Annotated in this window: 26 protein-coding genes and 1 tRNA gene; 8 read left to right on the forward strand and 19 right to left on the reverse strand. The window is 62.6% G+C overall.

All coding sequences use genetic code 11. The features are described from left to right. Window positions 1-727: 727 nt before the first annotated feature. The gene (gene rpoH / locus R1T40_RS10100; protein ID WP_106162258.1) at window positions 728-1,624 is read right to left on the reverse strand and encodes an RNA polymerase sigma factor RpoH; all 897 of its coding nucleotides are present in this window, start codon (window positions 1,622-1,624) and stop codon (window positions 728-730) included. Between the two features lie 181 nt (window positions 1,625-1,805). Beyond that, on the reverse strand, window positions 1,806-2,636 hold the full coding sequence (locus R1T40_RS10105) for a LysR family transcriptional regulator (RefSeq protein WP_317386830.1): 831 nt from the start codon (window positions 2,634-2,636) through the stop codon (window positions 1,806-1,808). Window positions 2,637-2,734: 98 nt separating this feature from the next. Between R1T40_RS10105 and R1T40_RS10110 the strand changes: the two genes are divergently transcribed. Next, the gene (locus tag R1T40_RS10110; protein ID WP_317386831.1) at window positions 2,735-3,148 is read left to right on the forward strand and encodes a hypothetical protein; all 414 of its coding nucleotides are present in this window, start codon (window positions 2,735-2,737) and stop codon (window positions 3,146-3,148) included. A 220-nt stretch (window positions 3,149-3,368) separates the two neighbouring features. Here R1T40_RS10110 and R1T40_RS10115 read toward each other — a convergent pair whose 3' ends face one another. After that, entirely contained in the window at window positions 3,369-4,406 is a 1,038-nt protein-coding gene (locus R1T40_RS10115) for an RluA family pseudouridine synthase (protein ID WP_317386832.1), read from the reverse strand. On the opposite strand from R1T40_RS10115, the gene R1T40_RS10120 reads away from it, so the two are divergent. Continuing rightward, window positions 4,405-4,713, forward strand: a complete 309-nt coding sequence (locus R1T40_RS10120) for a DUF6476 family protein (protein ID WP_317386833.1) — start codon at window positions 4,405-4,407, stop codon at window positions 4,711-4,713. The two genes, R1T40_RS10115 and R1T40_RS10120, sit on opposite strands and share 2 nt — an antisense overlap. A gap of 218 nt (window positions 4,714-4,931) precedes the next feature. On the opposite strand, the gene R1T40_RS10125 is transcribed toward R1T40_RS10120, so the two are convergent. After that, a tRNA-His gene (locus R1T40_RS10125) sits at window positions 4,932-5,008 on the reverse strand. 284 nt (window positions 5,009-5,292) lie between these two features. Here R1T40_RS10125 and R1T40_RS10130 point away from each other — a divergent pair. Together R1T40_RS10130 and R1T40_RS10135 are read left to right on the forward strand one after the other, a co-directional pair. Beyond that, window positions 5,293-5,481, forward strand: a complete 189-nt coding sequence (locus R1T40_RS10130; RefSeq protein ID WP_317386834.1) for a DUF6324 family protein — start codon at window positions 5,293-5,295, stop codon at window positions 5,479-5,481. Window positions 5,482-5,744: 263 nt separating this feature from the next. Next, window positions 5,745-6,779 carry a chemotaxis protein CheA gene (locus tag R1T40_RS10135; RefSeq protein WP_317386835.1) on the forward strand — a complete coding sequence of 345 codons (1,035 nt, stop codon included), beginning with the start codon at window positions 5,745-5,747 and terminating at the stop codon, window positions 6,777-6,779. Window positions 6,780-6,899: 120 nt separating this feature from the next. Here the strand turns inward: R1T40_RS10135 and R1T40_RS10140 are convergent, their stop codons facing one another. After that, window positions 6,900-7,430, reverse strand: coding sequence for an MmcB family DNA repair protein (locus R1T40_RS10140; RefSeq protein ID WP_317386973.1), 531 nt, complete (start codon window positions 7,428-7,430; stop codon window positions 6,900-6,902). A gap of 419 nt (window positions 7,431-7,849) precedes the next feature. Next, window positions 7,850-8,170: a hypothetical protein gene (locus R1T40_RS10145; RefSeq protein ID WP_317386836.1), complete on the reverse strand. Its 321-nt coding sequence runs from the start codon at window positions 8,168-8,170 to the stop codon at window positions 7,850-7,852. 168 nt (window positions 8,171-8,338) lie between these two features. On the opposite strand from R1T40_RS10145, the gene R1T40_RS10150 reads away from it, so the two are divergent. Continuing rightward, a complete protein-coding gene (locus tag R1T40_RS10150) occupies window positions 8,339-9,889 on the forward strand; it encodes an adenylate/guanylate cyclase domain-containing protein (protein ID WP_317386837.1) in 1,551 nt (516 codons plus the stop codon). 75 nt (window positions 9,890-9,964) lie between these two features. On the opposite strand, the gene R1T40_RS10155 is transcribed toward R1T40_RS10150, so the two are convergent. The 7 genes from R1T40_RS10155 to R1T40_RS10185 form a co-directional block, all read right to left on the reverse strand. Continuing rightward, entirely contained in the window at window positions 9,965-11,614 is a 1,650-nt protein-coding gene (locus R1T40_RS10155) for a BCCT family transporter (protein WP_317386838.1), read from the reverse strand. A gap of 40 nt (window positions 11,615-11,654) precedes the next feature. Continuing rightward, the gene (locus R1T40_RS10160; RefSeq protein WP_106162249.1) at window positions 11,655-12,071 is read right to left on the reverse strand and encodes a universal stress protein; all 417 of its coding nucleotides are present in this window, start codon (window positions 12,069-12,071) and stop codon (window positions 11,655-11,657) included. Window positions 12,072-12,480: 409 nt separating this feature from the next. Next, window positions 12,481-12,963, reverse strand: coding sequence for a transcription antitermination factor NusB (gene nusB, locus R1T40_RS10165; protein WP_317386839.1), 483 nt, complete (start codon window positions 12,961-12,963; stop codon window positions 12,481-12,483). Between the two features lie 24 nt (window positions 12,964-12,987). Beyond that, window positions 12,988-13,512 (reverse strand): 6,7-dimethyl-8-ribityllumazine synthase, encoded by a 525-nt coding sequence (locus R1T40_RS10170; protein ID WP_317386840.1) that lies wholly within the window; start codon window positions 13,510-13,512, stop codon window positions 12,988-12,990. Window positions 13,513-13,526: 14 nt separating this feature from the next. After that, window positions 13,527-14,651 (reverse strand): 3,4-dihydroxy-2-butanone-4-phosphate synthase, encoded by a 1,125-nt coding sequence (gene ribB, locus R1T40_RS10175; protein WP_106162246.1) that lies wholly within the window; start codon window positions 14,649-14,651, stop codon window positions 13,527-13,529. 667 nt (window positions 14,652-15,318) lie between these two features. Then, window positions 15,319-15,915: a hypothetical protein gene (locus R1T40_RS10180; RefSeq protein ID WP_317386841.1), complete on the reverse strand. Its 597-nt coding sequence runs from the start codon at window positions 15,913-15,915 to the stop codon at window positions 15,319-15,321. Further along, the gene (locus tag R1T40_RS10185; protein ID WP_106162244.1) at window positions 15,915-16,520 is read right to left on the reverse strand and encodes a riboflavin synthase; all 606 of its coding nucleotides are present in this window, start codon (window positions 16,518-16,520) and stop codon (window positions 15,915-15,917) included. Before R1T40_RS10185 ends, R1T40_RS10180 begins: the two co-directional genes overlap by 1 nt. A 205-nt stretch (window positions 16,521-16,725) precedes the next feature. Between R1T40_RS10185 and R1T40_RS10190 the strand changes: the two genes are divergently transcribed. The 3 genes from R1T40_RS10190 to R1T40_RS10200 all read left to right on the forward strand — a co-directional run bounded on the left by R1T40_RS10190 (window position 16,726) and on the right by R1T40_RS10200 (window position 21,297). After that, window positions 16,726-18,018 carry a capsule biosynthesis protein gene (locus R1T40_RS10190; protein WP_317386842.1) on the forward strand — a complete coding sequence of 431 codons (1,293 nt, stop codon included), beginning with the start codon at window positions 16,726-16,728 and terminating at the stop codon, window positions 18,016-18,018. 105 nt (window positions 18,019-18,123) lie between these two features. After that, window positions 18,124-19,251: a polysaccharide biosynthesis/export family protein gene (locus tag R1T40_RS10195; RefSeq protein WP_106162242.1), complete on the forward strand. Its 1,128-nt coding sequence runs from the start codon at window positions 18,124-18,126 to the stop codon at window positions 19,249-19,251. Between the two features lie 6 nt (window positions 19,252-19,257). Further along, the gene (locus R1T40_RS10200; protein ID WP_317386843.1) at window positions 19,258-21,297 is read left to right on the forward strand and encodes a capsular polysaccharide biosynthesis protein; all 2,040 of its coding nucleotides are present in this window, start codon (window positions 19,258-19,260) and stop codon (window positions 21,295-21,297) included. Between the two features lie 77 nt (window positions 21,298-21,374). On the opposite strand, the gene ribD is transcribed toward R1T40_RS10200, so the two are convergent. The 6 genes from ribD to rpoD all read right to left on the reverse strand — a co-directional run bounded on the left by ribD (window position 21,375) and on the right by rpoD (window position 26,686). Continuing rightward, complete coding sequence (ribD, locus tag R1T40_RS10205) at window positions 21,375-22,475, reverse strand: bifunctional diaminohydroxyphosphoribosylaminopyrimidine deaminase/5-amino-6-(5-phosphoribosylamino)uracil reductase RibD (protein ID WP_317386844.1); 1,101 nt, start codon at window positions 22,473-22,475, stop codon at window positions 21,375-21,377. A 47-nt stretch (window positions 22,476-22,522) separates the two neighbouring features. After that, on the reverse strand, window positions 22,523-22,990 hold the full coding sequence (nrdR, locus tag R1T40_RS10210) for a transcriptional regulator NrdR (RefSeq protein WP_106162239.1): 468 nt from the start codon (window positions 22,988-22,990) through the stop codon (window positions 22,523-22,525). Window positions 22,991-23,138: 148 nt separating this feature from the next. Further along, complete coding sequence (locus R1T40_RS10215) at window positions 23,139-23,558, reverse strand: secondary thiamine-phosphate synthase enzyme YjbQ (RefSeq protein ID WP_317386974.1); 420 nt, start codon at window positions 23,556-23,558, stop codon at window positions 23,139-23,141. A gap of 13 nt (window positions 23,559-23,571) precedes the next feature. Next, window positions 23,572-24,030, reverse strand: coding sequence for a hypothetical protein (locus R1T40_RS10220; RefSeq protein WP_317386845.1), 459 nt, complete (start codon window positions 24,028-24,030; stop codon window positions 23,572-23,574). A 105-nt stretch (window positions 24,031-24,135) separates the two neighbouring features. Then, window positions 24,136-24,429 carry a hypothetical protein gene (locus R1T40_RS10225; RefSeq protein WP_243394920.1) on the reverse strand — a complete coding sequence of 98 codons (294 nt, stop codon included), beginning with the start codon at window positions 24,427-24,429 and terminating at the stop codon, window positions 24,136-24,138. 256 nt (window positions 24,430-24,685) lie between these two features. Next, on the reverse strand, window positions 24,686-26,686 hold the full coding sequence (gene rpoD / locus R1T40_RS10230; RefSeq protein WP_317386846.1) for an RNA polymerase sigma factor RpoD: 2,001 nt from the start codon (window positions 26,684-26,686) through the stop codon (window positions 24,686-24,688). Between the last annotated feature and the right edge of the window lie 95 nt (window positions 26,687-26,781).

A 26,781-nucleotide genomic window follows, 5' to 3' on the forward strand; every position in this document is an offset into this window, starting at 1 on the left:
CCCATTGATGGTGGGCGTTTTTTCTTGGCAGGCGCGAAACCTGACCGCAACAGTCGGAATAAATACCCGACAACATCAGTCAAGTATTTGATTTTACTTGTTTTTTTCATTGACGCGGGATCACAGTCGCATTAGAAAAATCTCAACTGCAGCAAGCCAGATGATCAGGCCGCCAGCAGCAAGCTCTCCAGCCAAGATCCAGATGGATCTCAGCCAGATCGCAAGCCACGCCAGCTCCCCACGTCATCAAGCCAGCAATAGTAGTGTCGTGCTGTCGCCCGCTCCGCCATTTCGCAGCCAGCATCCGCAGCGCCATCCAGGCAAATCACATGCCAGCCACGCTAGGTTTCAGCCGCATCGCGGCATATCAAACCCAGCAGCACGCCCGATCCACCACGATAGCATCCGAACTGCATGGGCTGTTTTGCCCGCCCGCCGCGCCGTCACCGGAGCGCGCCAGCCAGCTTCGCCCTCTGCCCCACGCTTCGCCCCCTGCCCGACGACGCGCGGATGTATTCTCTCCTGCGCCTCGCGCAGACAGACGCCTCGTCCATGGCATCAGACCTCCCCCTCTCTCGCAGTCACGTCACCGTCACACGCCCACGATGTCTCCAAGCCGGGTGCGCGCTGTGCAGAAACGACAAAGGGGCCACCATTCGGTGACCCCTGATTTGTCAACGCCGAGGGAGAAAGGCGCCAGTGACAAACATCTTGCGGACGCAGCAGATCAGGCTTGTTGCAACATGCCCTTGCCTGCGGCCAGATCCCGCATCTTCTTCTGCAGCTTCTCAAAGGCACGCACCTCAATCTGGCGGATGCGCTCCCGGCTGACGTCATATTGGCCGCTCAGCTCTTCCAGCGTCTTGGCCTGATCGGCCAGGCGGCGCTGCGAAAGGATGTCCTTCTCACGGTCGTTCAGAACACTCATGGCTTCGGCCAACAGCTCCCGACGCGCTTCCAGTTCATCGCGGGCCTCGTAGTCGCCCGCCTGATCGGCGCTTTCGTCCTCCAGCCAGTCCTGCCACTGCATGGTGCTGTCACCATCGCTGCCCACCATGGCGTTCAGCGAGGCGTCACCACCGGACATGCGCCGGTTCATCGAAATCACCTCGGTCTCGGTCACGCCAAGATCCGTGGCAATTTTCTTGACCACCTCGGGGCGCAGATCGCCATCTTCAAGCGCACCAATACGAGCCTTGGCCTTGCGCAGGTTGAAGAAGAGCTTCTTCTGCGCCGACGTGGTGCCCAGCTTCACCAGGCTCCAGGACCGCAGGATATACTCCTGAATCGAGGCCCGGATCCACCACATGGCATAGGTCGCCAGACGAAAGCCCTTTTCGGGATCAAACCGCTTCACTGCCTGCATCAGACCTACATTCGCCTCAGAGATCACCTCGGCCTGCGGCAGACCGTAGCCGCGATAGCCCATGGCAATTTTCGCGGCCAGACGCAGGTGCGACGTCACCATCTTATGCGCGGATTCAGTATCCTGCTCTTCGACCCAACGCTTGGCCAGCATGTACTCTTCTTCCGGCTCCAGCAGTGGGAACTTCCGGATCTCCTGCATGTAGCGGTTCAAGCCACCTTCGGGAGATGGGGCGGGCAGGTTTGCATAATTTGCCATCAGATCTGTCCCTTTCGAATGTGTAAGGACTTAACATCAGCCCATTTGGTTGTTGCGATCACGGTTTTCAAGTGACCTCTTGCTCAGTGTTATACAAAGGACAACGCATGTCCTCTGTGAAGTGCGTCACAAAAAGCCATAAAAAAACTCACCTTTTCGTCAACACATTGTTTCGCCTCGATTATTCCTTTGCCTCCGCCGCCAGCTCCGCCGCGATTTCGCGGGCGAGCACCGTTTTGCGATACGCCAGCCCGACGGTGCGCCGCACCTCTGGCACCTCGGTCAGGGGACGCACGGCCACCCCCGGATGACAGCCCGCATGGCGAAGTGGCACCAGCGCGATGCCCAGGCCTGCCGCCACTAGGTCCAGCACTTGCTGGTCGTTGACAGCCGCCGCGCCATGCGGTGGCGGCATCCCCCTGCCCGCCTCGACCTCATGCAGAACATCCGCCTTCGGGCAATACGGGCGGTGAATGCGTGGCTCTGCCGCGATGTCTTCGGGCCGCAACACGCCCGCCTGCGCCAGCCTGTGCCCGGCGGGCAGCGCAACCCCGTAGCCCTCCTCCCAAAGTGGCAGAAACGCATACCCGGACGGGGCACAGCTTTCGGCCACGCATGCGATATCGCAGACCTCCGCCTGATCGCAGAACTCCGGCAGCAGCTCCTGCCGTCGCCGCACCAGCGCCTGCAACGGCACCGAGAAGGGCGAGAGCAGCACATCCGGGTGACAGTAGATCCTGAGACGCTGTCGCGGATGCGGGCGCAGCCGGGTCGACAGGTCCGCCAGATGCGTCACGCTTGGCGCGGCCTCCCGGTAGAGCTGTTCCCCCAGCGGTGTGGTGACCAACCCGCGCCGGGACCGCAGGAAGAGCGAACCGCCCAACTCGCGCTCCAACCGCTGGATCGCGGCGGACACGCTGGGCTGGCTCACCGCATTGACCTGAGCCGCGCGACTGATGGAGCCGGTTTCATAGGCACTCAGAAAGTACCGCAGCGGGGTGATCTCTAGCATAGCCATTCTCTATGTAATGCAAAGTTAGCATCGGTCTATATTATTTTACGCATCCGCGCCATCGATGGGTCACGCATAATTCAACTCAGGAGAGATCCGTGACCGCAGTTTCACACACACCCGCCTCGTCCCAGCCCGCCATACAATCCGTGCTGCAGAAATTTGTGGCGGGCGACCCCGGCCTGATGGAGCATATGGCCAATGACATCGACTTTCGCATCGACCACTATGCCGACGATGTGGATGTCAGCTGGCAAGCGGGCAAAGGCCTTGTGAGCATGGGCGCGATCCTGACCCGGCTCGGCACTGATATCTTCCCTCAGGGCACCGAGGCTTTGGACATAGACGTGCAGCCCCTTGCGGACGGGTGGCACCTGACCCGCTTTCATCAGCGCTTCTTCTACGGGCTCAAAGGCTGCACCGTGACCAGCCTGACCTATATCATTTCGCATGAGACTGACGGAAAGCTGGATTATTTCCGCGAGACGGTCACGGGGGCCATCCCGGTCTGATCCGGCACAGGCAGCCGACAGAACCCAGTCAGGACACGCACCGCGCATCCTCGTAACCGCGCGGCGAGACGCCACAATCAGGCGGATGACGCCCGCGCCGCGTGCCCATTGGGCACGCGGCGCGGGTCGCTTCGGGCACAGCCCGAAGCGAAACACCTCATTTACACAGTCAGTATTTACCGGGTTCCACAGGGGCGTCAGGTCGACGCCGATGATGACCTCAGCGCGCAACCGGCAAGCGCAACGCCATGATCAGCCCCTGCATGTCATCCGGCAAGGGCGCCTCGAAACGCAGCATCTCTCCACTCACCGGGTGTTTGAACCCGAGCACCGCGGCGTGCAGCGCCTGCCTGGAGAACCCGTCGACCGCCGCCACACCTGCCGCGCTCAGCGCCTTGGGGGAAATCTTGCGCTTGCCGCCATAGGTCGGATCGCCCAGCAGGCTATGTCCGGCATGCGCCAGATGCACCCGGATCTGATGGGTGCGCCCCGTCTCCAGCCAGCACTCCACCAGCGAGGCCACCGCCGGCGTGCCAAAGGCCTCGATGATGCGGGCCCGCGTGATCGCGTGACGCCCGCCCTCAAAAAAGACCGCTTGCCTTTGTCGATCCGTCCGGTGACGCGCCAGCTGGGTGGTGATCTTCAGGATATGCCCCGGCTCAAAGCTGGCACCCCGCACCCCGCGCAGCCGGGGATCATTGCCATCCGGCGTCCCGTAGCACAGCGCCTGATAGTACCGCTCCACGGTGTGGCGTTCGAACTGCGCCGCCAGCCCCTGATGCGCCACATCCGATTTGGCAACCACCAGCAGCCCGGAGGTCTCCTTGTCGATGCGATGCACGATGCCCGGCCGCTTCACGCCCCCGACCCCGGACAGATCCGCGCCGCAGTGATGCAGCAAAGCGTTGACCAATGTCCCCGAGGGGCTGCCCGGCGCCGGATGCACCACCATGCCCGCCGGCTTGTTGATGACGATCAGATCGTCATCCTCGTAGATCACGTCGAGCGGGATGTCCTCCGGGCCGATATGGCTGTCCTCGGCCTCCTCTACGGTGATCACGATCTCGGCCCCCTCTGCCACCCGCGCCTTGGGCTCTGTGACCGCCTGACCGTCCACCGCGACACCGCCGCTTTCGATCAATCGCGCCAATCGGGTGCGCGACAGGCTCGCTTCCTCTGGCACATCGCGTGCAATGGCTTTATCAAGCCGCTTGGGCGGGTTGTCCGCGATCACAAATTCAATGCGGCGGCTGGCCATGACACTTCCTTCCGAGCCTGAGAACCAAGACGAACCGGCGCAGCTGAAGTTTCTGCGGCGTCTCGTGACCACGCTGACCGTGATCATGGTGGGCGGGGTTCTAGTGGTAATCGCACTGCTTGTCATCCGTTTGTCGGATGAACCGGACAGACCGCAGCTACCGGCAAAGATTTCCCTGCCCGAAGGCACGACCGCACGGGCTGTCACCTTTGGCAGCGGCTGGATCGCCGTGGTGACCACGGATGACCAGATCCTGATCCTGGATGCCACCAGCGGCGACGTGCGTCAGAGCCTGACGCTCGACTGATCCGGAACCAACGACCCCAGCCATCAGCGCCCGATGCATGTCAGGCGCGAGATATGAGCGTCGCAAGCCGTGCCGTGGCCGTGTGTAGTGCGGCATCCCCGCTCGCCCCAAGGCGCCACCGGTCACACAATGATGAACGCCCGCAAGACCCACACAAAAAGCAGCCGAACGCTACACTCTGAAGTACATCTTCGCGTCTATGTGTGTTTGGGGGGGGATGGTACCACCTCCTGGTCTCGAACCAGGGACCTCTTGATCCACAATCAAGCGCTCTAACCAACTGAGCTAAGGCGGCACTGAGGGCCATTTACAACACAGAAAATCGGAGCGCAAGAGCCCATGTCACAAGTTTTTTGCACAAAGAGGAATTCTGGTTTGTCAGCATGTTCGCAGAGCTGACCGCCCCTCCCTGCCAGCGCGGAATGCGGGGGCCAGCTGAGGTGATTCCCTGCTTCAGCACGCGCGCCAATCTGCAAAGCAGTGGACAGCTGCGCCCGAAGCCGGGCAACATCTTGCTTTTTAAGGGTCTGCAGTCTAGCACAGGTCCTCACTACAAAACGCCGCCCAAAGGAGCCGCAGATGGGTATCAACACCGAACGTGACATTGAGGCGAACATGCAGATCGGCCCAACCGATGCAGGCATGGTCCGGATTTTCATCGAGGCCGACGGCCTTGAGGTTCCGATGGACTTCGAGCCGGAAGAAGCCGAGGAAATTGCTGACGAAATTCGTGCGGCAGCACATGCAGCCCGGTCCGTCAGCTCCTGACAACAGGCCAGTGCAGCGCCGATATGTGGTCGGAAGATGGCCGGGCCGGGCGCCCGGCTTTTTCATGTCCGCTCCATGCCGTCTCGCCGCCACAAAACCGACCGCAAAATTACCGATAGCCGCTTGGGTTAACTGGCTAACAGCCCGCTATAAGCGGCTTAATTCGTTCAATTTTACCGGTTCCGTTTACGGAAGTTAGGCCTGTGTTAACCTCCACCTCCAAATGATTAAGAAACGTCAAGTTTCTACTTGGAGCGTGTGTAATGTATCATTTTACGACCCCGCCGATGGGCCTCATGGTGACCTTGCCCGGCGCGATCGCGTCGGCCAACGGGCCGCATGCCGCCGCGCTCTCTCTGTCAGACTCGGAGAGCCTGACCACCAATCAGCTGCAAAACCATGTCTCGCAGGCCCGCCGGGCGCGCGAAAAACTGATCGACCAGGTGTCAAAGCCGCCGGAGCCCGGCTGGCGTTCGGCGATGAACCAGATTTCGGATACGGTAGACCAGATGGAGAAGGTGCTTAGCTTTCTGCGTTCTCAGTCCGCCGACCTGCCTGCCAAGCCGGTGGAGAACATGGACGCCCTCGCGGTGTTCCCATCCGGCACGGCAATGCAGCAGTCTGGCAGTATGCCGGACAGCCATCCGTCGGAGGCAGAATCCCCGACGGCTGCAACCACCGCATCGGATGCCTCATCCGCCAGTGCGCCGCGGGTGATCTATGTCATGGATGATGGCGTGATCATCGTCGGACGCCCGCCACAGGATACAGCCGCCCCGGCGCGGAATGGCGCAGACGCCACTGGCTTCGACCGGTCTTCGCCTGCGCAGACCCCACCTTCAGGAGACCACATGACATCGAATGCCGTGATAAGCCTGCCCCTGACCGAAGATCAGCAGCGTGCCAGTGCCGAACTGATCGCCTTGGCCCAAAAGGCCTACGCGCAGCAACAGGCCTCTCGCGATGCGCAGGGCGCAGCGCTGTTTTCGGATGAGAGCGTCGGGCTGACAGGAGCGCTGTCTGACGCCACCGCTGCTGCGCAAACGTCGACGCGTGGCGACCGCGCGCCGGTCCCGCGCATGGTCATGTCCGACCCTGCCGAGCGCCCCGATATTGGCCCCGCGACGGATCCCGCGTCCTCCTTGACCGCTGCGCCAAAGCCATTTGAACGCGATCCGGCCCGCGAGGCGGCTGCCGCCGCAGAGCAACAACAGATCATGGCGCTGCAGCTTGATGGTCATAGCGACATTATCTACATCGTTCCCCCGGCCAAGGCTGCAATGGATCTGACGGCCTGACAGATCGCGTCCGCTACGGGCGGCTGTTATCGCCGCCTACCCGCGCTCTCCCCCGGGAGGGTGCCGCGGAGCAATGCGGTTCTGTCAGTGGTTCTGTCTGCGGTGCTGCCAAAGGTGCTCTCAGTAGCTCCCCGCCTCGGGGTCGCCCATCGGCATCAACAGCGCACCATCACGCCCCGGACGCGGGTCCCGCAGGCGCTGCAGGCGACGCGCTGCATCCATGGCAAATTTCTGGATCATCTTCTTGCGCCGGGCCGGTGCAACCTTCTGCTCCGGCCCCATACGGACAACCTCGGCGTCATAGGCATCGGCAATGATCAGGCCGGTGTCCGGCGGCAACAGCTCCGTCGGGAAGTCCACATCGACGGCCCAGAAATAGCGATCACACCACTCCAGGTAGCCCTGCCATTTCGCATCGCCCTGAAAATCCGCGCGGCTGGATTTACACTCCACCACCCACAGCTCCCCTTTCGGGCCAAGCGCCATCACGTCGACGCGCAGGCCACGCTCAGGGACGAACTCCTCGACCGATGCAAAGCCCATGGATAGCAGGTAGCGGCTGACGCCCCGCGCAAGACGCTGCCCCGGCTGGAGCGCGACCTCCGGCCCATCCGTCGCCGGATCGGCCCGCTCTGCGTCCTGCGCCGCCATGGCGTCAAACGCGTCCTGTTCCGCATATGGATCTGTCATGCCGCAAGGGTGAACAATTCATGAACGAAAATCAAGTCCTCGAAATGCCCCTGCCCCTTGTGCCGCGCCCCTCGGCGCACTAGGTAGACGGTCAGGCGGGTTCTGCCCTTCTCGTGACAGGCAGCATTCCAGTGGCCTTAAGCAATCCCAAGGGAGCTGGCTCTGTTCGGACCCTGGTCCGTTTATCTGGCGCCCACCTGTACATACAGGTCCCCGGGAATCAAAGCCGCACGGTTGACTGGTGGTTCCCGCCGCTTTCCCCAGTCCAAGAAGAGCACAGTAGAAAAAAGCCGCGCCCGAAGCGCGGCCTTTGATGGATTGAAAGTGCATCACCCGCGTTGTCTCGCGCCATCGGGCACGCGGGCAACATCCGGCACCTGTCAGGCGCGGCGCGCCTTGCCCGGCTTGGCGGATTTGGCAGGCACCAACACTGGCTTCAATTCGGGACCGATGGACATGCCACCCCGCGGCGTGTCGTCCCGTTCCGCCATCGCCATGATCTTGAAACCGAACTGCACCCCACCAAACACCACCGCGTTAGAGATCCAGAGCACGAGCACCGCAAGAATGCCCGCATCGGATCCAAACACCAACGCGCCGAGGTTCGCGACGTTGAACCACAGCAAAATAGCGACAAAGATGGCCGCCAGAACCAGCCCCCAGAGAGCGCTGCGAATATAAAGCTTGATCAGTTCCGGCATGGCATCCTCCACTGCTTGTGTGCCTTAAAATCTAGGGCGTACCCATGGTTTGGTCCAGTCCTGCAAAGAAACTGCGACGATTTTACCGGGCGCTGCCGTATAACTCGAACCACCGCCTGCGTTTCAGGCGCCGCCGCAATCCGCCAGTCGTGCAAGGAATATCCAGAAATGTCACTCAAACGCCAGTTCGGGCGCCTGTTCATCGCCCGGCCTCACCTGATCAACTGGGCGCTTGCACTGGCGATCCTCGCCCTGCCAGTGGTGGTCTGGCTGGACCTGATGGCAATCACCGATCAGTCGCTGCGGCGTCAGGGCAAGACGCTGGATGCGGTTCTGGACACCGTGCGCGGCTATTACAGCCGCAACGTGGTGGCCCGACTGGATGCAGAGGCACCGACCCTTGCCACCCATGACTACCACGATCGCAACGGCGCGATCCCGATCCCGGCCACCATGTCGATCGAGCTGGGAGAAGAGATCGCTGATCGCGGCCTCAACGTGTCTTACCGCTTCGCCTCGGACTTCCCTTTCGCGGGACGACAGGCGGTGACGCTGACACCGGCAGAACAACGCGCGCTGGAGCAATATCGGACTGGCGCCACCGACCCCATGCTGTTCTTTCGCAACGAACAGGCCGGTCTGTTCTCTCACAATCTGACCATGGTGACGCCGGTGGTGATGGAAGAAACCTGCGTGTCCTGCCACAACAGTCACCCCGACAGCACCAAGACCGACTGGCAGGTGGGCGATATCCGCGGCATCCAATCCTACAACATCGGCCAACAGGTGGCGACCAGCCTGCTCTCCTTCAGCCACCTGCTGCTCTACATGCTGATTGTCGGCGGGCTTGGCATCCTGTTCGCCCTGCATCAGCTGCGACTGGCACAGCGCTTCCGCAAGATCAGCGAGGAGCTGACCTCCAACAATGAATTCCTCGCCGGGATCTCCATGAAAATTTCGCGCTACCTGTCGCCGCAGGTCTACCGGTCGATTTTCTCCGGCGAGAAGGACGCCTCGATCTCGACCGAGCGCAAGAAGCTCACGGTGTTCTTTTCCGACATCAAGGATTTCACCCAGACCGCCGAGACCCTGCAGCCCGAAGAGCTGACGGCGCTGCTGAACGAGTATTTCACCGAGATGTCGACGATTGCCGCGCGGCATGGCGCCACCATCGACAAGTTCATCGGCGATGCCATCGTGGCCTTCTTCGGCGATCCGGAAACCCTGGGCACTGCCGAAGACGCCCGCGCCTGCGTGCGCATGGCGCTAGAGATGCAGGAGCGGCTTGCGGAACTGGAACAGGAGTGGCGCGCCCGCGGCATCGACCGCCCCTTCCGCGCCCGCATCGGCATCAACACCGGCTATTGCAACGTCGGCAACTTCGGCTCCGAGGCGCGGATGGATTATACCATCATCGGCGCCGAGGCGAACCTGGCGGCGCGGCTGGAAGCGGCGGCGGAGCCCGGCGGCATCGTGATGAGCCATGAAACCTACGCCCATGTGCGCGACTTCGTGGCCGCCGAGCCGATGCCGCCAATGCAATTCAAGGGCATCACCCGCGACGTGCACCCCTATGCCATCGCGCCGGGCCGTGCCGGCAACCTGCCGCCCACCGAGACCAGCACCGACGGCAAAAGCCTGACGGTGCATCTGGACCGGCTGGACGAAGCGACGCGCAGCCAGTTGCAGGCGCTTCTGGACAAGCCGGCCAAAGGCTGACCCCACCCGCACCAGCAATGCAAAACGGCGCCCCGATCCGGGGCGCCGTTTCTCGTTTCACAAAAGCGTTGCGGCTCAGGTGTTCTTGCGCTCGCTCATCAGGCCCCGCAGGATCGCGTAGCACATCACCAGCAGCACCACCGTGAACGGCAGACCGGTGGAGATCACCATCGACTGCAGCGACTGCAGGCCCCCTGCGCTCAGCAGAAGCACGATCGCAACCGCACCCTCAAAGATGCACCAGAAGGCACGCTGCGGCACCGGGGCGTCGACTTTGCCACCCGCAGTGATCGTGTCGATCACCAGCGAACCGGAGTCCGAGGAGGTCACGAAGAACACGATGACCAGCACGATGCCCACCAGCGAGGTGATCCCGGCCAGCGGCATCACGTCGAGCATCTTGAACAGCTTCACCGGCAGGTCAGCCTCTTGCGCAGCTGTGTAGCCATCGTTGATCACCTGGAACATTGCGGTGCCGCCAAAGACACTCATCCACAGCACGCAGACCATCGACGGGATCAACAACACGCAGGTGATGAATTCACGCACGGTGCGGCCACGGCTGACGCGGGCGATGAACATGCCCACAAACGGCGACCAGGAGATCCACCACGCCCAGTAGAACGAGGTCCAGCCCTGGCTGAAGTTGACGTCCTCACGCCCCACCGGGTTCGACAGCGCCGGCAGATACTGAAGATAGGCCAAGAGCGAATCCCAGAACAGCGACAGCAGGAACACGGTCGGCCCCACCAGCAGCACAAAGATCAGCAGCACGAAGGCCAGACCCATGTTGATCTCGGACAGGATCTTCACGCCGCCATCAAGGCCCCGCATCACCGACACAAGTGCGATCGCGGTAATGGCGGAAATCAGGATCACTTCGGTCGTGGAGTTGACCGCAATGCCGAACAGCTCATTCAGGCCTGCGTTGGCCTGCGTCGCGCCAAAGCCAAGCGACGTCGCCAGACCAAAGAGCGTTGCAAACACCGCCAGGATGTCGATCACGTGACCAACCCAGCCCCAGACCGCATCGCCAAAGATCGGGTAGAAGGCAGAGCGGATGGTGAGCGGCAGACCCTTGTTATAGCTGAACAGGGCCAGCGCCAGTGCCACAACAGCGTAGATCGCCCAGGGGTGCAGACCCCAGTGGAAGATCGTCGCGGCCATGCCCAGACGCATCGCTTCGGCCTCATTGCCCGCAGCCGCGCCAAGCGGCGCCCAGTCGGTGCGCACGCCGCCTTCTTCGCTGATCCCTCCCATGGAGGTGCCAAAGTGGCTCAGCGGCTCGGACACGCCGTAGAACATCAGGCCAATGCCCATGCCTGCGGCGAACAACATCGCGAACCAGCCGATGTAGCTGTAGTCGGGCTCTGCTTCGGTGCCGCCCAGTCGCACGTTGCCAAAAGGCGTCACGATCAGGAACAGACAGAAGATCACAAAGATATTCGCGGCACCGAGGAAGAACCAGTCAAAGCCCTTGGTCACCGAGCTGAACAGCCAGCTGAACACTGAGCCCGCCTGCTCTGGCAGGGCCAGCGTGTAGAAGACAAAGGCCACGATGGCCATGCCAGAGATCGCAAAGACAGGGTTGTGGATGTCAAATCCAAACGGGCCAACTGACCCTTCAACATTGTCCTGGCCGATTTCATATTCCGTGTCGATGATATGTGACGCGCCATCCGGGCTCGGGATGCCGTCAGATGGTTCCGGCGTTTGGTCGGTCATGTGTACCGCCTTTCGTTTCGGAGTTTCAATTCGATGTCAGTCAATCCCGCACCAACAGCACCGACGCGGTGCTATGGGCAGCAACATGGGCACCGTGACCGGCCCAGATGTAATCCGAGATATTCGGAACATGCGTGGCCATGACAACAAGATCCGCCTTGAGGTCGGCAATCGCCTGCTCCAGCGCCTTGTTGAGATCCGTCGAGGGATCATGGGTCATGATGGCGTGGCTGCTGGCCTGCACCCCATGGTTGGCGGACTGGCTTTCGGCGAATTTCTCCAGCTTTTCCTTATATTCCTCCGGCGTGCGGGCAACACCGCCCGGAGTGGCCGAGGCCACTCCGACATAACACAGCTCGGCCGAATGGGCCTTCGCCATCCCTACCGCCACTTGCAGCGCTTTCTGCAATGCGGCTTCATGCGCCAGGTCCACTGGCACGACTATTTTCTGAAACATTTCCCCTCCTGTTTCTGGCAGCCCCGGTGGGCGTTTTTGTTTCCGGGTCGGCAGTCGGTTCCCGCAATTGGAACGACTGTCCTTGGCCTATAAGCTGACAGGTTTTGCGGGGCAAAGCAAACAACTGGTTGTTTACTGTGGATAATATGCGTGTTGGCGGGCCAGTAGCGCGTCCGCGCGTCGCAAAGCGTCAACAACCCGTCGCATTAATGCCTCATCAATGCGCGCCGCACCGACCGACACGGATGTCAGAACGCAGCGCCAGGTGCGTCTTGCCCCGGCGCACTCCCCTGCCACCGCCCTGCAATGACGCCACAAACAAAAAGAGCGCGCCAGCGCGCGCTCTTGGATCAAGTTGTGCAAATGTTTCGAGAACAGACAGAGCAAACCGCGCAGCGTGAGCGGCCCGTCAGAACGCCTCCGGCTTCGCCTCGCGGGCCATGTGGTCCAACACCGCATTGACAAAGCTCGGCTCCTTTCCCTCGGGAAAGAAGGCACGCGCGATGTCGACATATTCATTGATGACGACCTTCACCGGCGTATCGCTCTCGACGAATTCGGCCCCTGCGGCGCGAAACAGCGCCCGCAATGTCGGGTCGATACGGGCGATCGGCCATTTTGCCACCAGCGCCCGGTCGGTCATCTGGTCAATCTTGGCCTGATGGTTGACCGCATCCTTCAGCAGCTTGCGGAACAGTTTGCTATCGCCCTCGGCAAGTTCGCCTTCCTCATAGATGGCTCCGAACCGGTGGTTTTCGAACTCCGCGATCACCTTGTCGAAGGACTGGTCGCTATGCTCCATCTGGAACAGCGCCTGTACCGCATAGAGCCGGGCCGCAGAGCGGGCCTGCGTCTTGTTCTTTCCCGGTTTCGGGGCGTCTGTCGAGGTCATGGCGAGGGTGATCCGTTTTTGAGATTAAGCGAGCCGATAGGAGTCGGACGCAGGCTTGAAGCCGACTCCCTTGGTCTGGGCGCCCCATTTACGCGCCAGCGCGATCAGATGCAAGGCTGCAGCGGCCGCACCGCCCCCCTTGTTCTGATCGGCAGGATCAGCGCGCACCTCGGCCTGTTTGCGGTTTTCCACCGTCAGGATGCCATTGCCGATGCACAGGCCCTGCAGACCCAAGAGCTGAATGGCGCGCGAGCTGTCATTGCAGACCGTGTCGTAATGGGTGGTCTCGCCGCGGATCACACAGCCCAGCGCCACGAACCCGTCAAAGTTCGACGCGCGATCAGAAATGCCGATCGCGGTGGGGATCTCCAGCGCGCCGGGCACCTCGACCAGCTCATATGTGCCGCCCACCGCCTCGATCTCGGCCACGGCCCCGGCGATCATATTGTCGGCGATGTCCTTGTAATAAGGCGAGACGACGATCAGCAGCTTCACCGGCTTGTCGAATTCCGGGCGCGGCAGGATGTAGTGGTTTTCTTGTCCGGCCATGGTGCAGGCCTCCTTCAGCTGTCAGTGGACAGGATGGGACGGGTGCCGACGATCGACAGCCCATAGGCATCCAGGCCAAGGTATTTGGTTTCAGGCGAGTCGGTGAGCAAAATTAGCTCTTCCACTCCCAGTTTATTCAGAATTTGCGCCCCAAGGCCGGTCTGCTTGATGGTGCGCGGCCCGTCATCCTCGGCAGCATACAGCGCGTTGCGCGGCTGGCGGAACAGGCAGACCATACCGCGGCCTTCCTCGGCGATCAGCTCCATCGCCCGCGGCAGCTCGCCGGCGGGCTTGGGGCCAAGCCCCAGCAGATCAGACGCCTCATGCAGTGCATGGGTACGGATCAGAACCGGCGCGTCGGTGGTGATGTCCCCCTTGATCAGCACCACATGCTCAACGCCATGGGTCTGATCCGTGAACAACCGCATCTCCCAGTCGCCACCATGCTCCGAGGTGACCGTGGAGTGCCCGGTCTCATCCACTAGATTGTCGTTCTTGGTGCGATAGGAGATCAGGTCGGAGATGGTGCCGATCTTCATGTCATGCTGCTTGGCAAAGGCCACCAGATCCGGCAGCCGCGCCATGGTGCCGTCTTCCTTCATGATCTCGCAGATCACCCCGGCAGGTTTGAGCCCCGCCAGACGGGAGATATCCACCGCCGCCTCGGTATGACCGGCGCGCACCAGCACGCCACCACGTTTGGCACGCAGCGGGAACACATGGCCCGGCGTGGCAATCGCCGCCATGGTGTTCTGTTCGTTGATGGCGGTGGCCACGGTCAGCGCCCGGTCGGCGGCAGAAATCCCGGTGGAGACCCCTTCGCGCGCCTCGATCGACACGGTAAAGGCCGTCTCATGGCGCGAGGAATTGTTCACCGCCATCATCGGCAGACCAAGATGATCAACCCGTTCGGCGGTCATCGGCAGGCAGATCAGCCCACGTCCATGGGTGGCCATGAAGTTGATCGCATCCGCATCGGCAAACTCCGCCGCGATGACCAGATCGCCCTCGTTTTCGCGATCTTCGTGATCCACTAGGATATACATCTTGCCCTTGCGGGCTTCCTCGATGATCTCTTCGATGGGGCTGATGGCGTCGCGCAGTTCAGCTTCGACGGGACCGGGCGTTTCATAGCTCATGGGCGGCAGGCCTTTCGCTCGAGAGGGCGCGCGGTCGGATCGGCCCTCCCGCGCCACTGTTGTGCCGGTCGGAATAGCGGACAGACGCCTCAAACACCAGCCCCACAAACGGCACATGCGCGCACGTCACCGGCGCAACAGCGCACCAAATCGCCTGGATTTTTGATAAAACACGCCTCGCCCTTCGACCTCTGCACCCCGTGCTATCTGCCGCAGGACGTCGGCAGGGCTCAGATCTCTTCAGCTTTTCAGAAATATCTCGGAGCGCGAGGCAGAGCCTCGCATCCCGTTGCGCAGGCGGCGCGCGCCCTGGTGGCAGCATATCAAGACCGGCGGGCTAAAGTGGACCGGATCGCGATCATTTGCCGGGTGTAAAATCCCCGGCCACACCCAGGAACCGGCTCCCTGATATTGGGGGCAGTGCAGAGATAACGTTGAGCACGCGGGAAGATATTCCCGGCCACCTCCGCCCATTGTGGCGGCGCCGCCATCCTTATTCGACAGGCCACATAGTTTAGGCCGACCACAAACAGGTCACCTATCAGAAGGCCGACCCTCAGGACGATCCAGCCTCTTTAATTTCACAATGAGCGCAGATCGCAGACCTCATGACCACAGCGGGACGCCACAAAGCGCTCCCGGCCAAAGGCCTGTCCGCGCATACGGTTCAGGCGGCGCCGAAATATTCCGCTGCGGTCAGATAGGCCGCCGCGCGACCCGCGGTGCTCCATTCCCGCTCCAGCGGCGCATCCCCGATCACCACCACCGAGGCACCGGATAGGCCGCGCTGGCGCATCACACCCTGCACCTTCTCGCGCATCGCGCCCCAGCCTTCGGTGAAGACCGGCGCCGGACCCACTGTGTCGAGCTGCGTGTTCACGCGGGCCACCGCTTCTGCGGCCAGCGGGCGGTAAACCAGCGCCAGACGCCCGGCATGCGCCACCCGCGCCAGCGCCGCGCCCTTGCCCTCGGGCAGATGCGGATCCCGCAGAAGGCCCAGCGCGTTGGAGGAGAACAACAGCCCCAGCACATCCTGCCCAGAGGTCTGACGCACCTTGGCATAGGTCTTGTAATCCATGCCCAGCTCGGCGGCGCGCTTCAGGCGCATCTGCAGCACCAGCTTGGGAATGGTGTTGGGCATCAGCTTCTTCTGCGCCGACCGCCAGGCATGGGTGCGCCAGATCATGCCCGGCTCCATGCTCGGGCCGCCATTATGCCCCAGCCCCGGCACCGATCCTGTGCCCACGTCTGAGCCAGACGCCATCAGAGGCTCTCCTGCAGCCGCGCCACGTAGCGCGCCAGCGTGTCGATCTCCAGGTTGACCAGATCACCCAGGCTGACATCGCCCCAGGTGGTCACTTCCTTGGTGTGCGGGATGAAGTTGATGCCGAAATCGCAGCCCTCCACCTCATTCACCGTCAGCGAGGTGCCATTGAGCGCAACCGAGCCCTTGGGCGCGATGAACCGGGCCAGTTCCTTGGGCGCGCGCAGGGTCACCCGGGTGCTGTCGCCCTCGTCGCGCAGCCCCACGACCTCCGCCACGCCATCCACATGGCCGGAGACGATATGGCCACCCAGCTCGTCGCCCACCTTGAGGGCGCGTTCCAGATTGACCCGCTTGCCGACATACCAGCCCTTGTGGTTGCCCGCCGCGTCGATATTGGTCTTGGAGGTGGTCTCGGCCGAGATCTGCACATCGTACCAGTCCGCCCCGAGCGCCACCACGGTCAGGCAGACCCCGTCCGAGGCAATCGAGGCGCCCATGTCAATGCCGCTGGTGTCATAGGCGGTGCGGATGCGGGCGCGCAGGTCGCCTTCCTGCTCCAGCTCGGTGATGGTTCCCACATCGGTGATGATCCCGGTGAACATGGGCGGTCTCCTTCAACGTCGCGCGCCCATCCTCGGGCGCTTCTTGCAAAGTAGCTAGCCCCTGCCCGCCCCCGGCTCAAGAGCCTGCTTGCCCAAGGAAAGCATATGGTCATACTTTCACCCTAGATTGCGGTTAAAACCGCCCTAACCATGCTGCCAAATTCAGCAGCGCCCACAGCCCGTCAAGAGGCCAGATCGAGCACATATGCCGCAAGACCCGCGCCCAACACGCAGCTTCCTGTTCCTGCAAGGCCCGCATGGGCCCTTCTTCGGCGCGCTTGGCCGCATGTTGCAATCCGCCGGCTGCAGCGTGCAGCGGGTCGGCTTCAACGCTGGCGACCGGGTATTCTGGCCGGACCGCAAGAGCTACATCGCCTATACTGATCCGCTGACCGACTGGCCCGCGCGGCTCTCCGAGCTGCTGCAGACGCATGCGGTCACTGATATCGTGCTCTATGGCGACACCCGCCCCGTGCACGCCGAGGCGGCGAAGATCGCGCGCGCCCACGGCATTACCCTGCATGTGTTCGAGGAAGGCTATCTGCGCCCCTATTGGGTCACCTATGAGCGTGACGGCTCCAACGGCAACTCGCGCCTGATGGAGATGCCGGTGGCGCAGATGGAACAGGCGCTGGCCCAAAGCGCGATGGACACGCCCCTGCCCCCCGCCCGCTGGGGGGATACCCGCCAGCATGTGATGTATGGCGCGCTCTACCACTGGTTCGTGATGTTCTGGAACCGGGGATACCGGAACTTCCGCCCCCATCGTGCCCTGTCGGTGACCAAGGAATTTCAGCTCTACCTGAAACGGTTGCTGCTGATGCCCCTGCATGCGCTGGACCGTCGGATCGCGACGGCCCGCATCACCGGCGGTGGCTTTCCCTATCACCTGGCCCTTCTGCAGCTGGAGCATGACAGCGCCTTTCAGGCCCATTCGCCCTTCTCCACCATGACCGAGTTTCTGGACCTGGTGATATCGGGGTTTGCCGAAGGCGCGCCGCAGCATCATCACCTCGTGATCAAGGCGCATCCGCTGGAAGATGGCCGCACCCCGATCCGCCGCGAGCTTCGCCGCCTTGCCGCGCAGCACGGGATCAAGGGGCGGGTCCACTATGTGCGCGGTGGCAAACTCGCCGCGCTCCTGAACGAGGCCCGCACCGCTGTCACGGTGAATTCCACTGCCGGGCAGCAGGTGCTCTGGCGTGGATTGCCGCTGAAGGTGTTTGGCCGCGCGGTCTATGACAAGCCGGACTTCGTCTCCACCCAGCCTCTGCCGGAGTTTTTTCGCACGCCGAAACGCCCGGACGGCCCAGCCTACCAGCAGTATCGCCGCTATTTGTTGGAAACCTCACAGTTTCCCGGCGGCTTCTACTCGCGCTCCGGACGGCGACAGCTGTTGCGGCAGGTGGTCGATATGATGCTCTCGTCCGAGGACCCCTATGACGCGTTCCTCACCGGCACAGCAGCGCCACGGCAACACTTGCGCCTCGTGACCTGACCTCGGCTACAGGTCGTGCTGGATTTTCGCGTGACACTCGGCTACCTTACACTCAAAACTTGAGGCAAAATAAAAATAGGTCGAGGAGACCGAGCAGTGAAACCCATGCATTTTCGATGGGCGCGCCCCGTGGCCTTGCTGGCTGCGGTTGCCCTCGCAGCATCATGCGGCCTGCCCAAGGTAGGCCCCAGCAAACGCCAGATCTTTGCAGGCTCCGTGCAAAAACAGGGCGACGCCTTTGTCGTCGCCGTGAATGACCGCGTCGCCCGTGCAACCGCCGTTGTGCCGGCGCTTGGATTTTCCAATCAGTTCACCAATGCATCGGTGCTGACCTCCGATATCATTCGTCCCGGCGATATCCTCGGCCTGACGATCTGGGAAAACGTCGATGACGGCCTTCTGGCCAGCACCGGCGCCAACGCCACCCTGCTCGAAGAAGTTCAGGTCGATGGCGCGGGCAATATCTTTGTGCCCTACGCAGGCCGTGTACGCGCCTCCGGCAACACCCCGGAACAGTTGCGTGAAGCGATCACCAAGAAGCTCGAGGATCAGACCCCAGACCCGCAGGTGCAGGTTCGTCGCCTCGCCGGTGATGGCGCCACTGTCAGCCTGACCGGCGCCGTTGGCGCACAGGGCGTCTACCCGATCGAACGGCCCACCCGCACATTGGCCACAATGCTGGCGCAGGCCGGTGGTGTGGCGATCGAACCCGAGATTGCGCAGGTCTCCGTCATTCGCGGCGGCCATACCGGCACCATCTGGTTCGAGGATCTCTACGATCACCCGGAACTCGATATCGCGCTGCGCAACGGTGACAAGATCCTGGTTGAGGGCGATACCCGCTCCTTCACAGCACTTGGCGCCACCGCCGCACAGGCGCGTGTGCCCTTCGACAGCCAGAACCTCTCCGCACTCGAGGCCATCGCACAGGTTGGCGGGCTCATTGCCACCGCCTCCGATCCCACCGGCGTGTTTGTGTTCCGCAACGAGGCGCCAGAGATCTCCAACCAGGTGCTGGGCCGCGACGATCTGATCGGCGCGCAGCGGATGGTCTATGTGCTGAACCTCACCCAGCCGAACGGTCTGTTCATCGCGCGGGACTTCGTGATCCGCGATGGCGACACCATCTATGTGACCGAAGCGCCCTATGCGCAGTGGACCAAGACGCTGTCGCTGCTGACCAGCCCGCTGTCCACCGCCGCCAGTGTCGAGACCCTGTTCGGCGGCAGCTAAGCCAGCATGATGCACGCGCCTTCGCCGCATCCAGACACCACAGAAACCGGGAGCCAACGCTCCCGGTTGTTCGTCTATAACGGCGGCTTTCTGACCCAAAAGCGTGTCCGGCGTATCCTTGATCTCGCCGGGTACGACATCAGCCTTGGCCTGCCCAAGGAGGGCGATCAGGTCGGCATCTGGGGCGACAGCCCCACCGCCCACCGGGGCCGCAAGATCGCCGAAGAGCATGGCGCGCCGCTGGTGCGGATCGAGGACGCCTTTTTGCGCTCGGTCTATCCGGGCCGCAGGGGCGAGCCGCCGCTGGGCCTGTTGATCGACCGCACCGGCGTGCATTTTGACCCCTCACTGTCGAGCGATCTGGTCACGCTGCTGAAAGATCATCCGCTTGATGACAGCGCCCTGATGAAACGGGCGCGGGATTGCATGGCCCGCCTGCAGGACGCCCACCTGAGCAAATACAACGCCTTTCACCCGGATGTACCGCCGCCCGAACCCGGCTATGTGCTGGTGGTCGATCAGCTGCGCGAGGATGCCTCGGTCAGGGCCTCGATCCCCTTTCCCGGCGCCGATCAGGGGCGGTTTCAGGAAATGCTGGCCTTCGCGCAGGAGGAAAACCCCGGTGCGCGTATCCTCATCAAAACCCATCCGGAGACCTCGCAGGGCCACCGCGCGGGCTATTTCGATGCCCGCCATACCAATGACCGGGTGGAGCTGTTCGACGCGCCGGTCTCGCCCCATCTGCTGCTGGAGGGCGCGGTGGGCGTTTACACCGTGTCGTCGCAGCTGGGGTTCGAGGCGATCCTTTCGGGGCATCGGCCGCGCATCTTTGGCCAGCCGTTCTATGCGGGCTGGGGGCTGACGCAGGACGAGTTTCCCCCGCCCGGCCGGAACCGCCGCCTGACACGCGCGCAGATGTTTGCCGCCGCAATGATCCTCTACCCCACATGGTATGATCCCCATCACGACCGGCTCTGCCCGCTGGAGCTGGTGATCAACTCGCTGGAGGCGCAGGTGCGCGCCTGGCGCGAGGATCGTGCGGGCTGGGCGGCCTCCGAGATGCGGCTGTGGAAACGTGCGCCGTTGCAGCGCTTCTTTGGTCAGCACAAGCGCATGACCTTCACCGAAAAGACCAAGACCGCAAGGAAGAGCGGCAAGAACTGGATGGTCTGGGCCAGCAAGGCCACCAAGGACCACGCTGGCGCGCATCACCTGGAGGACGGCTTTTTGCGCTCACGCGGGCTGGGGGCGGAGCTGGTGCCGCCGCTATCGCTGGTACTGGACCGGCAGGGCATCTACTACGACCCCACCCGGCAGAGTGATCTGGACGATCTGATCCGCGAGCGCGTGAGCCTGACGCCGCAGCAGGAGCGGCGAGTGGAAACACTGGTGATGCGGCTGATCAAACATGAGGTGACGAAATACAACCTCGACGGCGACCTGCCGGATCTGCCCAAGGGCCACCGGGTGCTGGTGCCCGGTCAGGTGGAGGATGACGCCTCAATCCGGCTTGGCGCCGGCAAAATCAACACCAATATGAAGCTGCTACAAGCGGTGCGCGCGGCGCGGCCCAACGCAGTGGTGATCTACAAACCGCACCCCGATGTAGAGGCGGGCCTGCGCAAGGGGGGCATCAAGTCCGCTGAGAGTTGGGCCGATGTGGTGGCCGAACAGGCCAATCCGGCGGCGCTGATTGACAGCGTGGATGAGGTCTGGACCATGACCTCGCTCCTGGGGTTCGAGGCGCTGTTGCGCCGGGTGCCGGTGACCTGCGTCGGCCTGCCGTTCTATGCGGGTTGGGGGCTGACCCGGGACCGGCTGGAAGCGCCGCACTGGCGCGATGTGCGCCCCGGCATCCTGAGCCTCGCCCATGCGGCGCTGATAGATTATCCGCGCTACTTCGACCCCCTGTCCAACCTGCCGTGTTCGCCGGAGGTTGCGGTGGATCGGTTGATCGCCGGGGATCTGCCCGCGCCGGGTAGCGTGAACCGCAGCTTGTCGAAACTGCAGGGGCTTCTGGCCTCCTTTGCGCCGCTCTGGCGCTGAGCGCAGGATGCGAGGCTCTGCCTCGCGCTCCGAGGTATTTTCAAAAAGATGAAGAGGGCGCCGGGGGCGCTATGACGTTAGCTTTGGGGGCGGCGCCAGCGGTGCAGGATGTCAGCGCCGATGGGGCGGGTCTCCACCAGCTCAAACCTCGGGGCCTCGGCGAGGCGGCCAATGCCAAGCGCACCGATCGAGGGCAGGCCTTCGGCGCCGATGCTGAGGCCGGCAGTAAAGCCGACCAGCTCATCTACCAGATCATGCGCCAGGAGCGTCGCGGCCAGCGCGCTGCCGCCCTCGCAGAACACCCGGGTCAAACCGGCGCTGCCCAGTTGTTGCAGCAGGTCATGCGGGTCGATCTGGGTGCCAAGCGCGCTGCAGGACAGGAGTGTCGCGCCCAGTCCCTCCCAGGCGCGCAGCCGCTCCACATCGGCACCAGTGCCATGGCAAAGGTAGAGCGGGACCTCCCTGGCGCTGCGGGCGAGTTTGCTCATCAAGGGAAGGTCAAGATGGCGCGAGACCACCACTCGGGCTGGCTGATCGTCGATGCCGAGATCGCGCACGGTGAGCGAGGGATCATCCGCCCGCGCCGTCCCGGCCCCGACCATCACCGCATCATGGCGGGCGCGCATCGCATGCACGACGCGGCGGGCCTCCGGGCCGGTGATCCATTGGCTCTGACCGGATCCAGTGGCGATGCGCCCATCGAAGCTGGAGGCCAGCTTCAGCGTCACAAAGGGGCGGCCCTGTTCTGTCTTGAGAAAGAAGCCCTCGTGATCAAAGCCGGCCTCATCTGCGCGGATGCCACTGGTCACGGTGACGCCGGCGGCGCGCAACATTTCAAAGCCCTGACCGCTGACCCGGGGGTCGCTATCCTCGATGGCGGCGACCACGCGGGCAATGCCCGCATCGATCAGCGCCTGGGCGCAGGGCGGCGTCTTGCCGTGGTGGGAGCAGGGTTCAAGGCTGACATAGGCCGTGGCGCCGCGCGCGCCCTCGCCCGCCTGTGCCAGAGCCATGGCTTCGGCATGGGGGCGCCCGCCGGGTTGGGTCCAGCCCCGGCCCACGACACGGCCATCCTTCACGATGACACAGCCCACCGCAGGATTTGGCCATGTTCGACCCTGCCCACGCCGCCCGAGCGACAGGGCCAGTCCCATGAAACGATGGTCGCGAGTGCTCACTGGATCAGACCTTTCCCCAGGCTGTTGGCAGGCCGCGGGGCCGGGCGTTACGTCTCGGGCTGGATCGGTGGACGCAGCTCGTGGACAAAGTCCTCAAAGTCATCGGCCGCCTGGAAATTCTTGTAGACGCTTGCAAAGCGAACATAGGCCACGGTGTCGATGCGGGCTAGCGCCTCCATCACGATTTCACCGATCTTCTTGGAGCCGATATCCGTCTCGCCCATGCTCTCAAGCCGACGCACGATGCCGGAGATCATCTGGTCGATGCGCTCGGGATCAACCGGGCGTTTCTGCATCGAGATGCGGATCGAGCGTTCCAGCTTGTCGCGGTCAAAATCCTCGCGCTTGCCGTTGGTCTTGATCACCACGAGATCGCGCAGCTGCACCCGTTCATAGGTGGTGAAGCGCCCGTCACAGGCCGGGCAATACCGACGCCGCCGGATCGAGACGTGATCCTCCGCCGGGCGCGAATCCTTCACTTGCGTGTCGACATTTCCGCAAAATGGGCAGCGCATCCGCCGGCTCCCTTCCCTCGAGATAAATCGTTCTAGTGCGCAAGCTTGCGCAGTTATCCACAACTATAGGGGAGCAGCTAGGGTTTGGGTAGAGGGGAAATTCAACCGCAAGACCTTGGCGCGATCCGGAGCGCGAACGCCCTCTTTATCACGACAGATGGGCAAAGATCCGGCGGTTGTGCGGTGCATCGCGATGCTCGAACAGGTAAATGCCCTGCCAGGTGCCCAGCACCATCTGCCCCTCCGACACCGGGATCGACAAGCTGACCGGCATCATCGCCGCCTTGATGTGGGCGGGCATGTCATCCGGCCCCTCGTAGGTGTGACGCAGATAGCCCATGTCGGGGTGGCTGGAGGGCGGCACCAATCGCGCGAAATAGGCCAGAAGGTCCGTTTGCACCTCCGGGTCGGCGTTTTCCTGGATCAGCAGCGAACAGGAGGTATGCCGCACAAAGAGCGTCAGCAGGCCCTGCGCGGCGCCGCTGTGCGCCACGAAGCGCTGCACGTCACGGGTTACCTCATACAGCCCCTGCCCGCGCGTCGCGACCTCAAGCTCCTCTTGCTGCATCACCGGGCCAATCTCAGAAGAACGGCAGCGGTTCGATATCGCGGCAGAAGCTGTCACCACTGGAGACGCTGAAGTTATCGCCCGGTTTGAAGCCAAAGGTACTGATGAACGGGCGCGGGCCGCCCTCTCGCGCCACGGGGGAGAGCGTGAAGGTCACACTGTCGATGCGTCCACTGACCGTGCTGGGCGCGCGTCCTTTGGCGACATAGATGTCCTGCGACCACCCTGCCCCAAGCGCACGGCGGGCGTATTCCGAGGCGGCACACCAGTAAGCGGCGCCCTCCGCGCCGATTTCCGGCACCACCTCAAAGCTGCCATCCTCAAGCGCGTAGATGCGGGCCATCGCGCGCGAGGAGAAGTAATCTGCTTGCGGGCCCAAGCCTTGCGGCACGCTGCATCCCGCGAGGACAGCTGTCGCGGCAATCAACGGCAGGGCGAAGACACGAGAAAAGGTGCGAGGACGAATGGGCATTGGGAATATCCTTGTAGCCGAAGCCGGTTGCCCAAAATGTAGTGTAGCTCTCCCGGAGGGACAAGCCGCAGCGCCGCACCGCGACACAAACGCGCCGAAATCAGGTCAGCGCGACTGCGGGAAGGGAATCACATCTGCGGTATGGCCGGTGCCAAGGGTCTCCTCCAGCAGGTCGAGAGCTGCCGGATTTGGCGCCTCGCCTCCGTCCGCGCGGTATTTTTCGCGCGCCTTGCGGCGCAACAGCGCGCGGGTTTCCTGCGGGCTCATCCGCTTCAGGTCCTGCTCATGGTCACGCAAAGCTGCCACGAGGAAGGAATTCACCTCCGTCATCGTGTCCAGCGCATCAAGTTTTTCATCGAGCGCCTCCACGGCGCGCGTCAATTCAGTGCTGCTACTCATGTTCACCCCCCGGTGCTTGGCGCAAGTGTATCGATTGCTCCCACGAACAGAAGTTAATTTATCGAAAGATTTAATCAATATGCAGAAGGCCGGATTGGTTAACGCGCCGCGCGCTGCTCGCCCCGCCCCGACCTGAGGCGCGCAGTCCTCACATGGCATCACATGAGGGCGCCACCAGGCGCACCCGCGCGCAAATCACCAACGAAAAAGGGCGCCCCGCGTGGGACGCCCTCAAAATCATGACAACAGACTGTGCTTACTGATCGAGGAAGCTGCGCAGTTTGCGCGAGCGGCTCGGGTGCTTGAGCTTGCGCAGCGCCTTGGCCTCGATCTGGCGGATCCGTTCGCGGGTCACCGAGAACTGCTGGCCGACCTCTTCCAGAGTGTGGTCGGTGTTCATGCCGATGCCGAACCGCATGCGCAGAACCCGTTCCTCACGCGGCGTCAGCGACGCCAGCACGCGGGTGGTGGTTTCCTTGAGGTTTTCCTGAATGGCGCTGTCCAGCGGCAGCACGGCATTCTTGTCCTCGATGAAATCGCCAAGCTGGCTGTCTTCCTCGTCCCCGATCGGGGTTTCGAGGGAGATCGGTTCTTTGGCGATCTTCATCACCTTGCGGACCTTCTCCAGCGGCATCTGCAGCTTTTCAGCCAGCTCTTCCGGGGTCGGCTCGCGGCCGATCTCGTGCAGCATCTGACGGCCGGTCCGGACCAGTTTGTTGATCGTCTCGATCATATGCACCGGAATACGGATGGTGCGCGCCTGATCTGCGATCGAGCGGGTGATGGCCTGACGGATCCACCAGGTGGCGTAGGTCGAGAACTTGTAACCCCGACGGTATTCGAACTTGTCCACGGCCTTCATCAGGCCGATGTTGCCTTCCTGAATGAGATCAAGGAACTGCAAGCCACGGTTGGTGTACTTCTTGGCGATGGAGATCACGAGGCGCAGGTTGGCCTCGACCATTTCCTTCTTGGCCTGACGGGCCTCTTTTTCGCCCTTCTGGACCTGCTGCACGATGCGGCGGAATTCCGAGATGTCGAGACCGACATACTGGCCCACCTGCGCCATGTCGGCGCGCAGCTCTTCGACCTTATCGGTGGAGCGTTCGATGAACATTTTCCAGCCGCGACCGGGTTTGTCGCCCATTTCCGACAACCAGTTCGGATCCAGCTCGCGGCCACGATAGGCCTCGACGAATTCCTTGCGGTTGATGCGGGCCTGGTCGGCCAGCTTCACCATGGCACTGTCGATCTGCATGACGCGACGGTTGATGCCATAGAGCTGGTCGATCAGCGCCTCGATGCGGTTGTTGTGCAGGTGCAGACCGTTCACCAGTTCGACGATCTCGGAGCGCAGCTGCTGATATTTCGCCTCATCGCTCTGCGAGAAGGAGCCGTCCTCGTTGAGGGTGGCCGAGATCCGCAAATCCTGCATTTCCGACAACATGGCGAAATCGTTGGAGATCCGCTCCAGCGTTTCCAGCACACGATCCTTCAGCGCCGCTTCCATGGCCGCGAGGGACATGTTGGCCTGTTCGTCATCGTCGTCGTCATCGTCGTCGTTGTTGAGGATCGGGTTGCCGTCGGCATCCAGCTCCGGGCCGGAGTCCTTGTCTTTTTCCGGCTTGGCCGCACTCGCCACGGCAGAGGTATCCACCACCGGCTCGCCCACGCCGCCCTCTTCGTCCATCTGGTCGCCAAAGGTGGTTTCCAGATCGATGACGTCGCGAAGGAGAATATCCTCGGACAGAAGTTCGTCGTGCCAGATGGTGATCGCCTGGAAGGTCAGCGGGCTTTCGCACAGCCCGAGGATCATCGTGTTGCGACCAGCCTCGATGCGCTTGGCAATCGCGATCTCGCCCTCGCGGGACAGCAGCTCGACCGAGCCCATCTCGCGCAGATACATGCGCACCGGGTCATCGGTACGGTCCAGCTTCTCGGACCCGGCGCCGGCCACCGCAACTTCGCGGTTGGCTTCGGTGGAGACCAGTTCGGTGGAGCCTTTGTTCTCCTCCTCCTCGGCCTCTTCGTCCTCGATGATGTTGATGCCCATCTCCGACAGCATGGACATGACGTCCTCGATCTGTTCGGAGGAGACCTGATCCGGCGGCAGAACCTGGTTCAGCTGATCGTAGGTGATGTAGCCCTTCTCACGAGCTTCAGCGATCATCTTCTTGACTTGGGCCTGGCTCATGTCGAGCGAAATTTCCGGCTCCTGGTCGTCAGGCTTGCGGTCGTCGGTATCTTTGGCGGCCATTCAATGCTCCTCTAAGGGGCTGCGGGCGATTCGGCTGATGCGAATCTGTAGAGCGGTCATCTGATTCGTCACCCCGTTTACCCAATTTTTCTCCA

Origin of the sequence: Tritonibacter scottomollicae, from assembly GCF_032924845.1 — a bacterium.
Lineage (GTDB): Bacteria > Pseudomonadota > Alphaproteobacteria > Rhodobacterales > Rhodobacteraceae > Epibacterium > Epibacterium scottomollicae.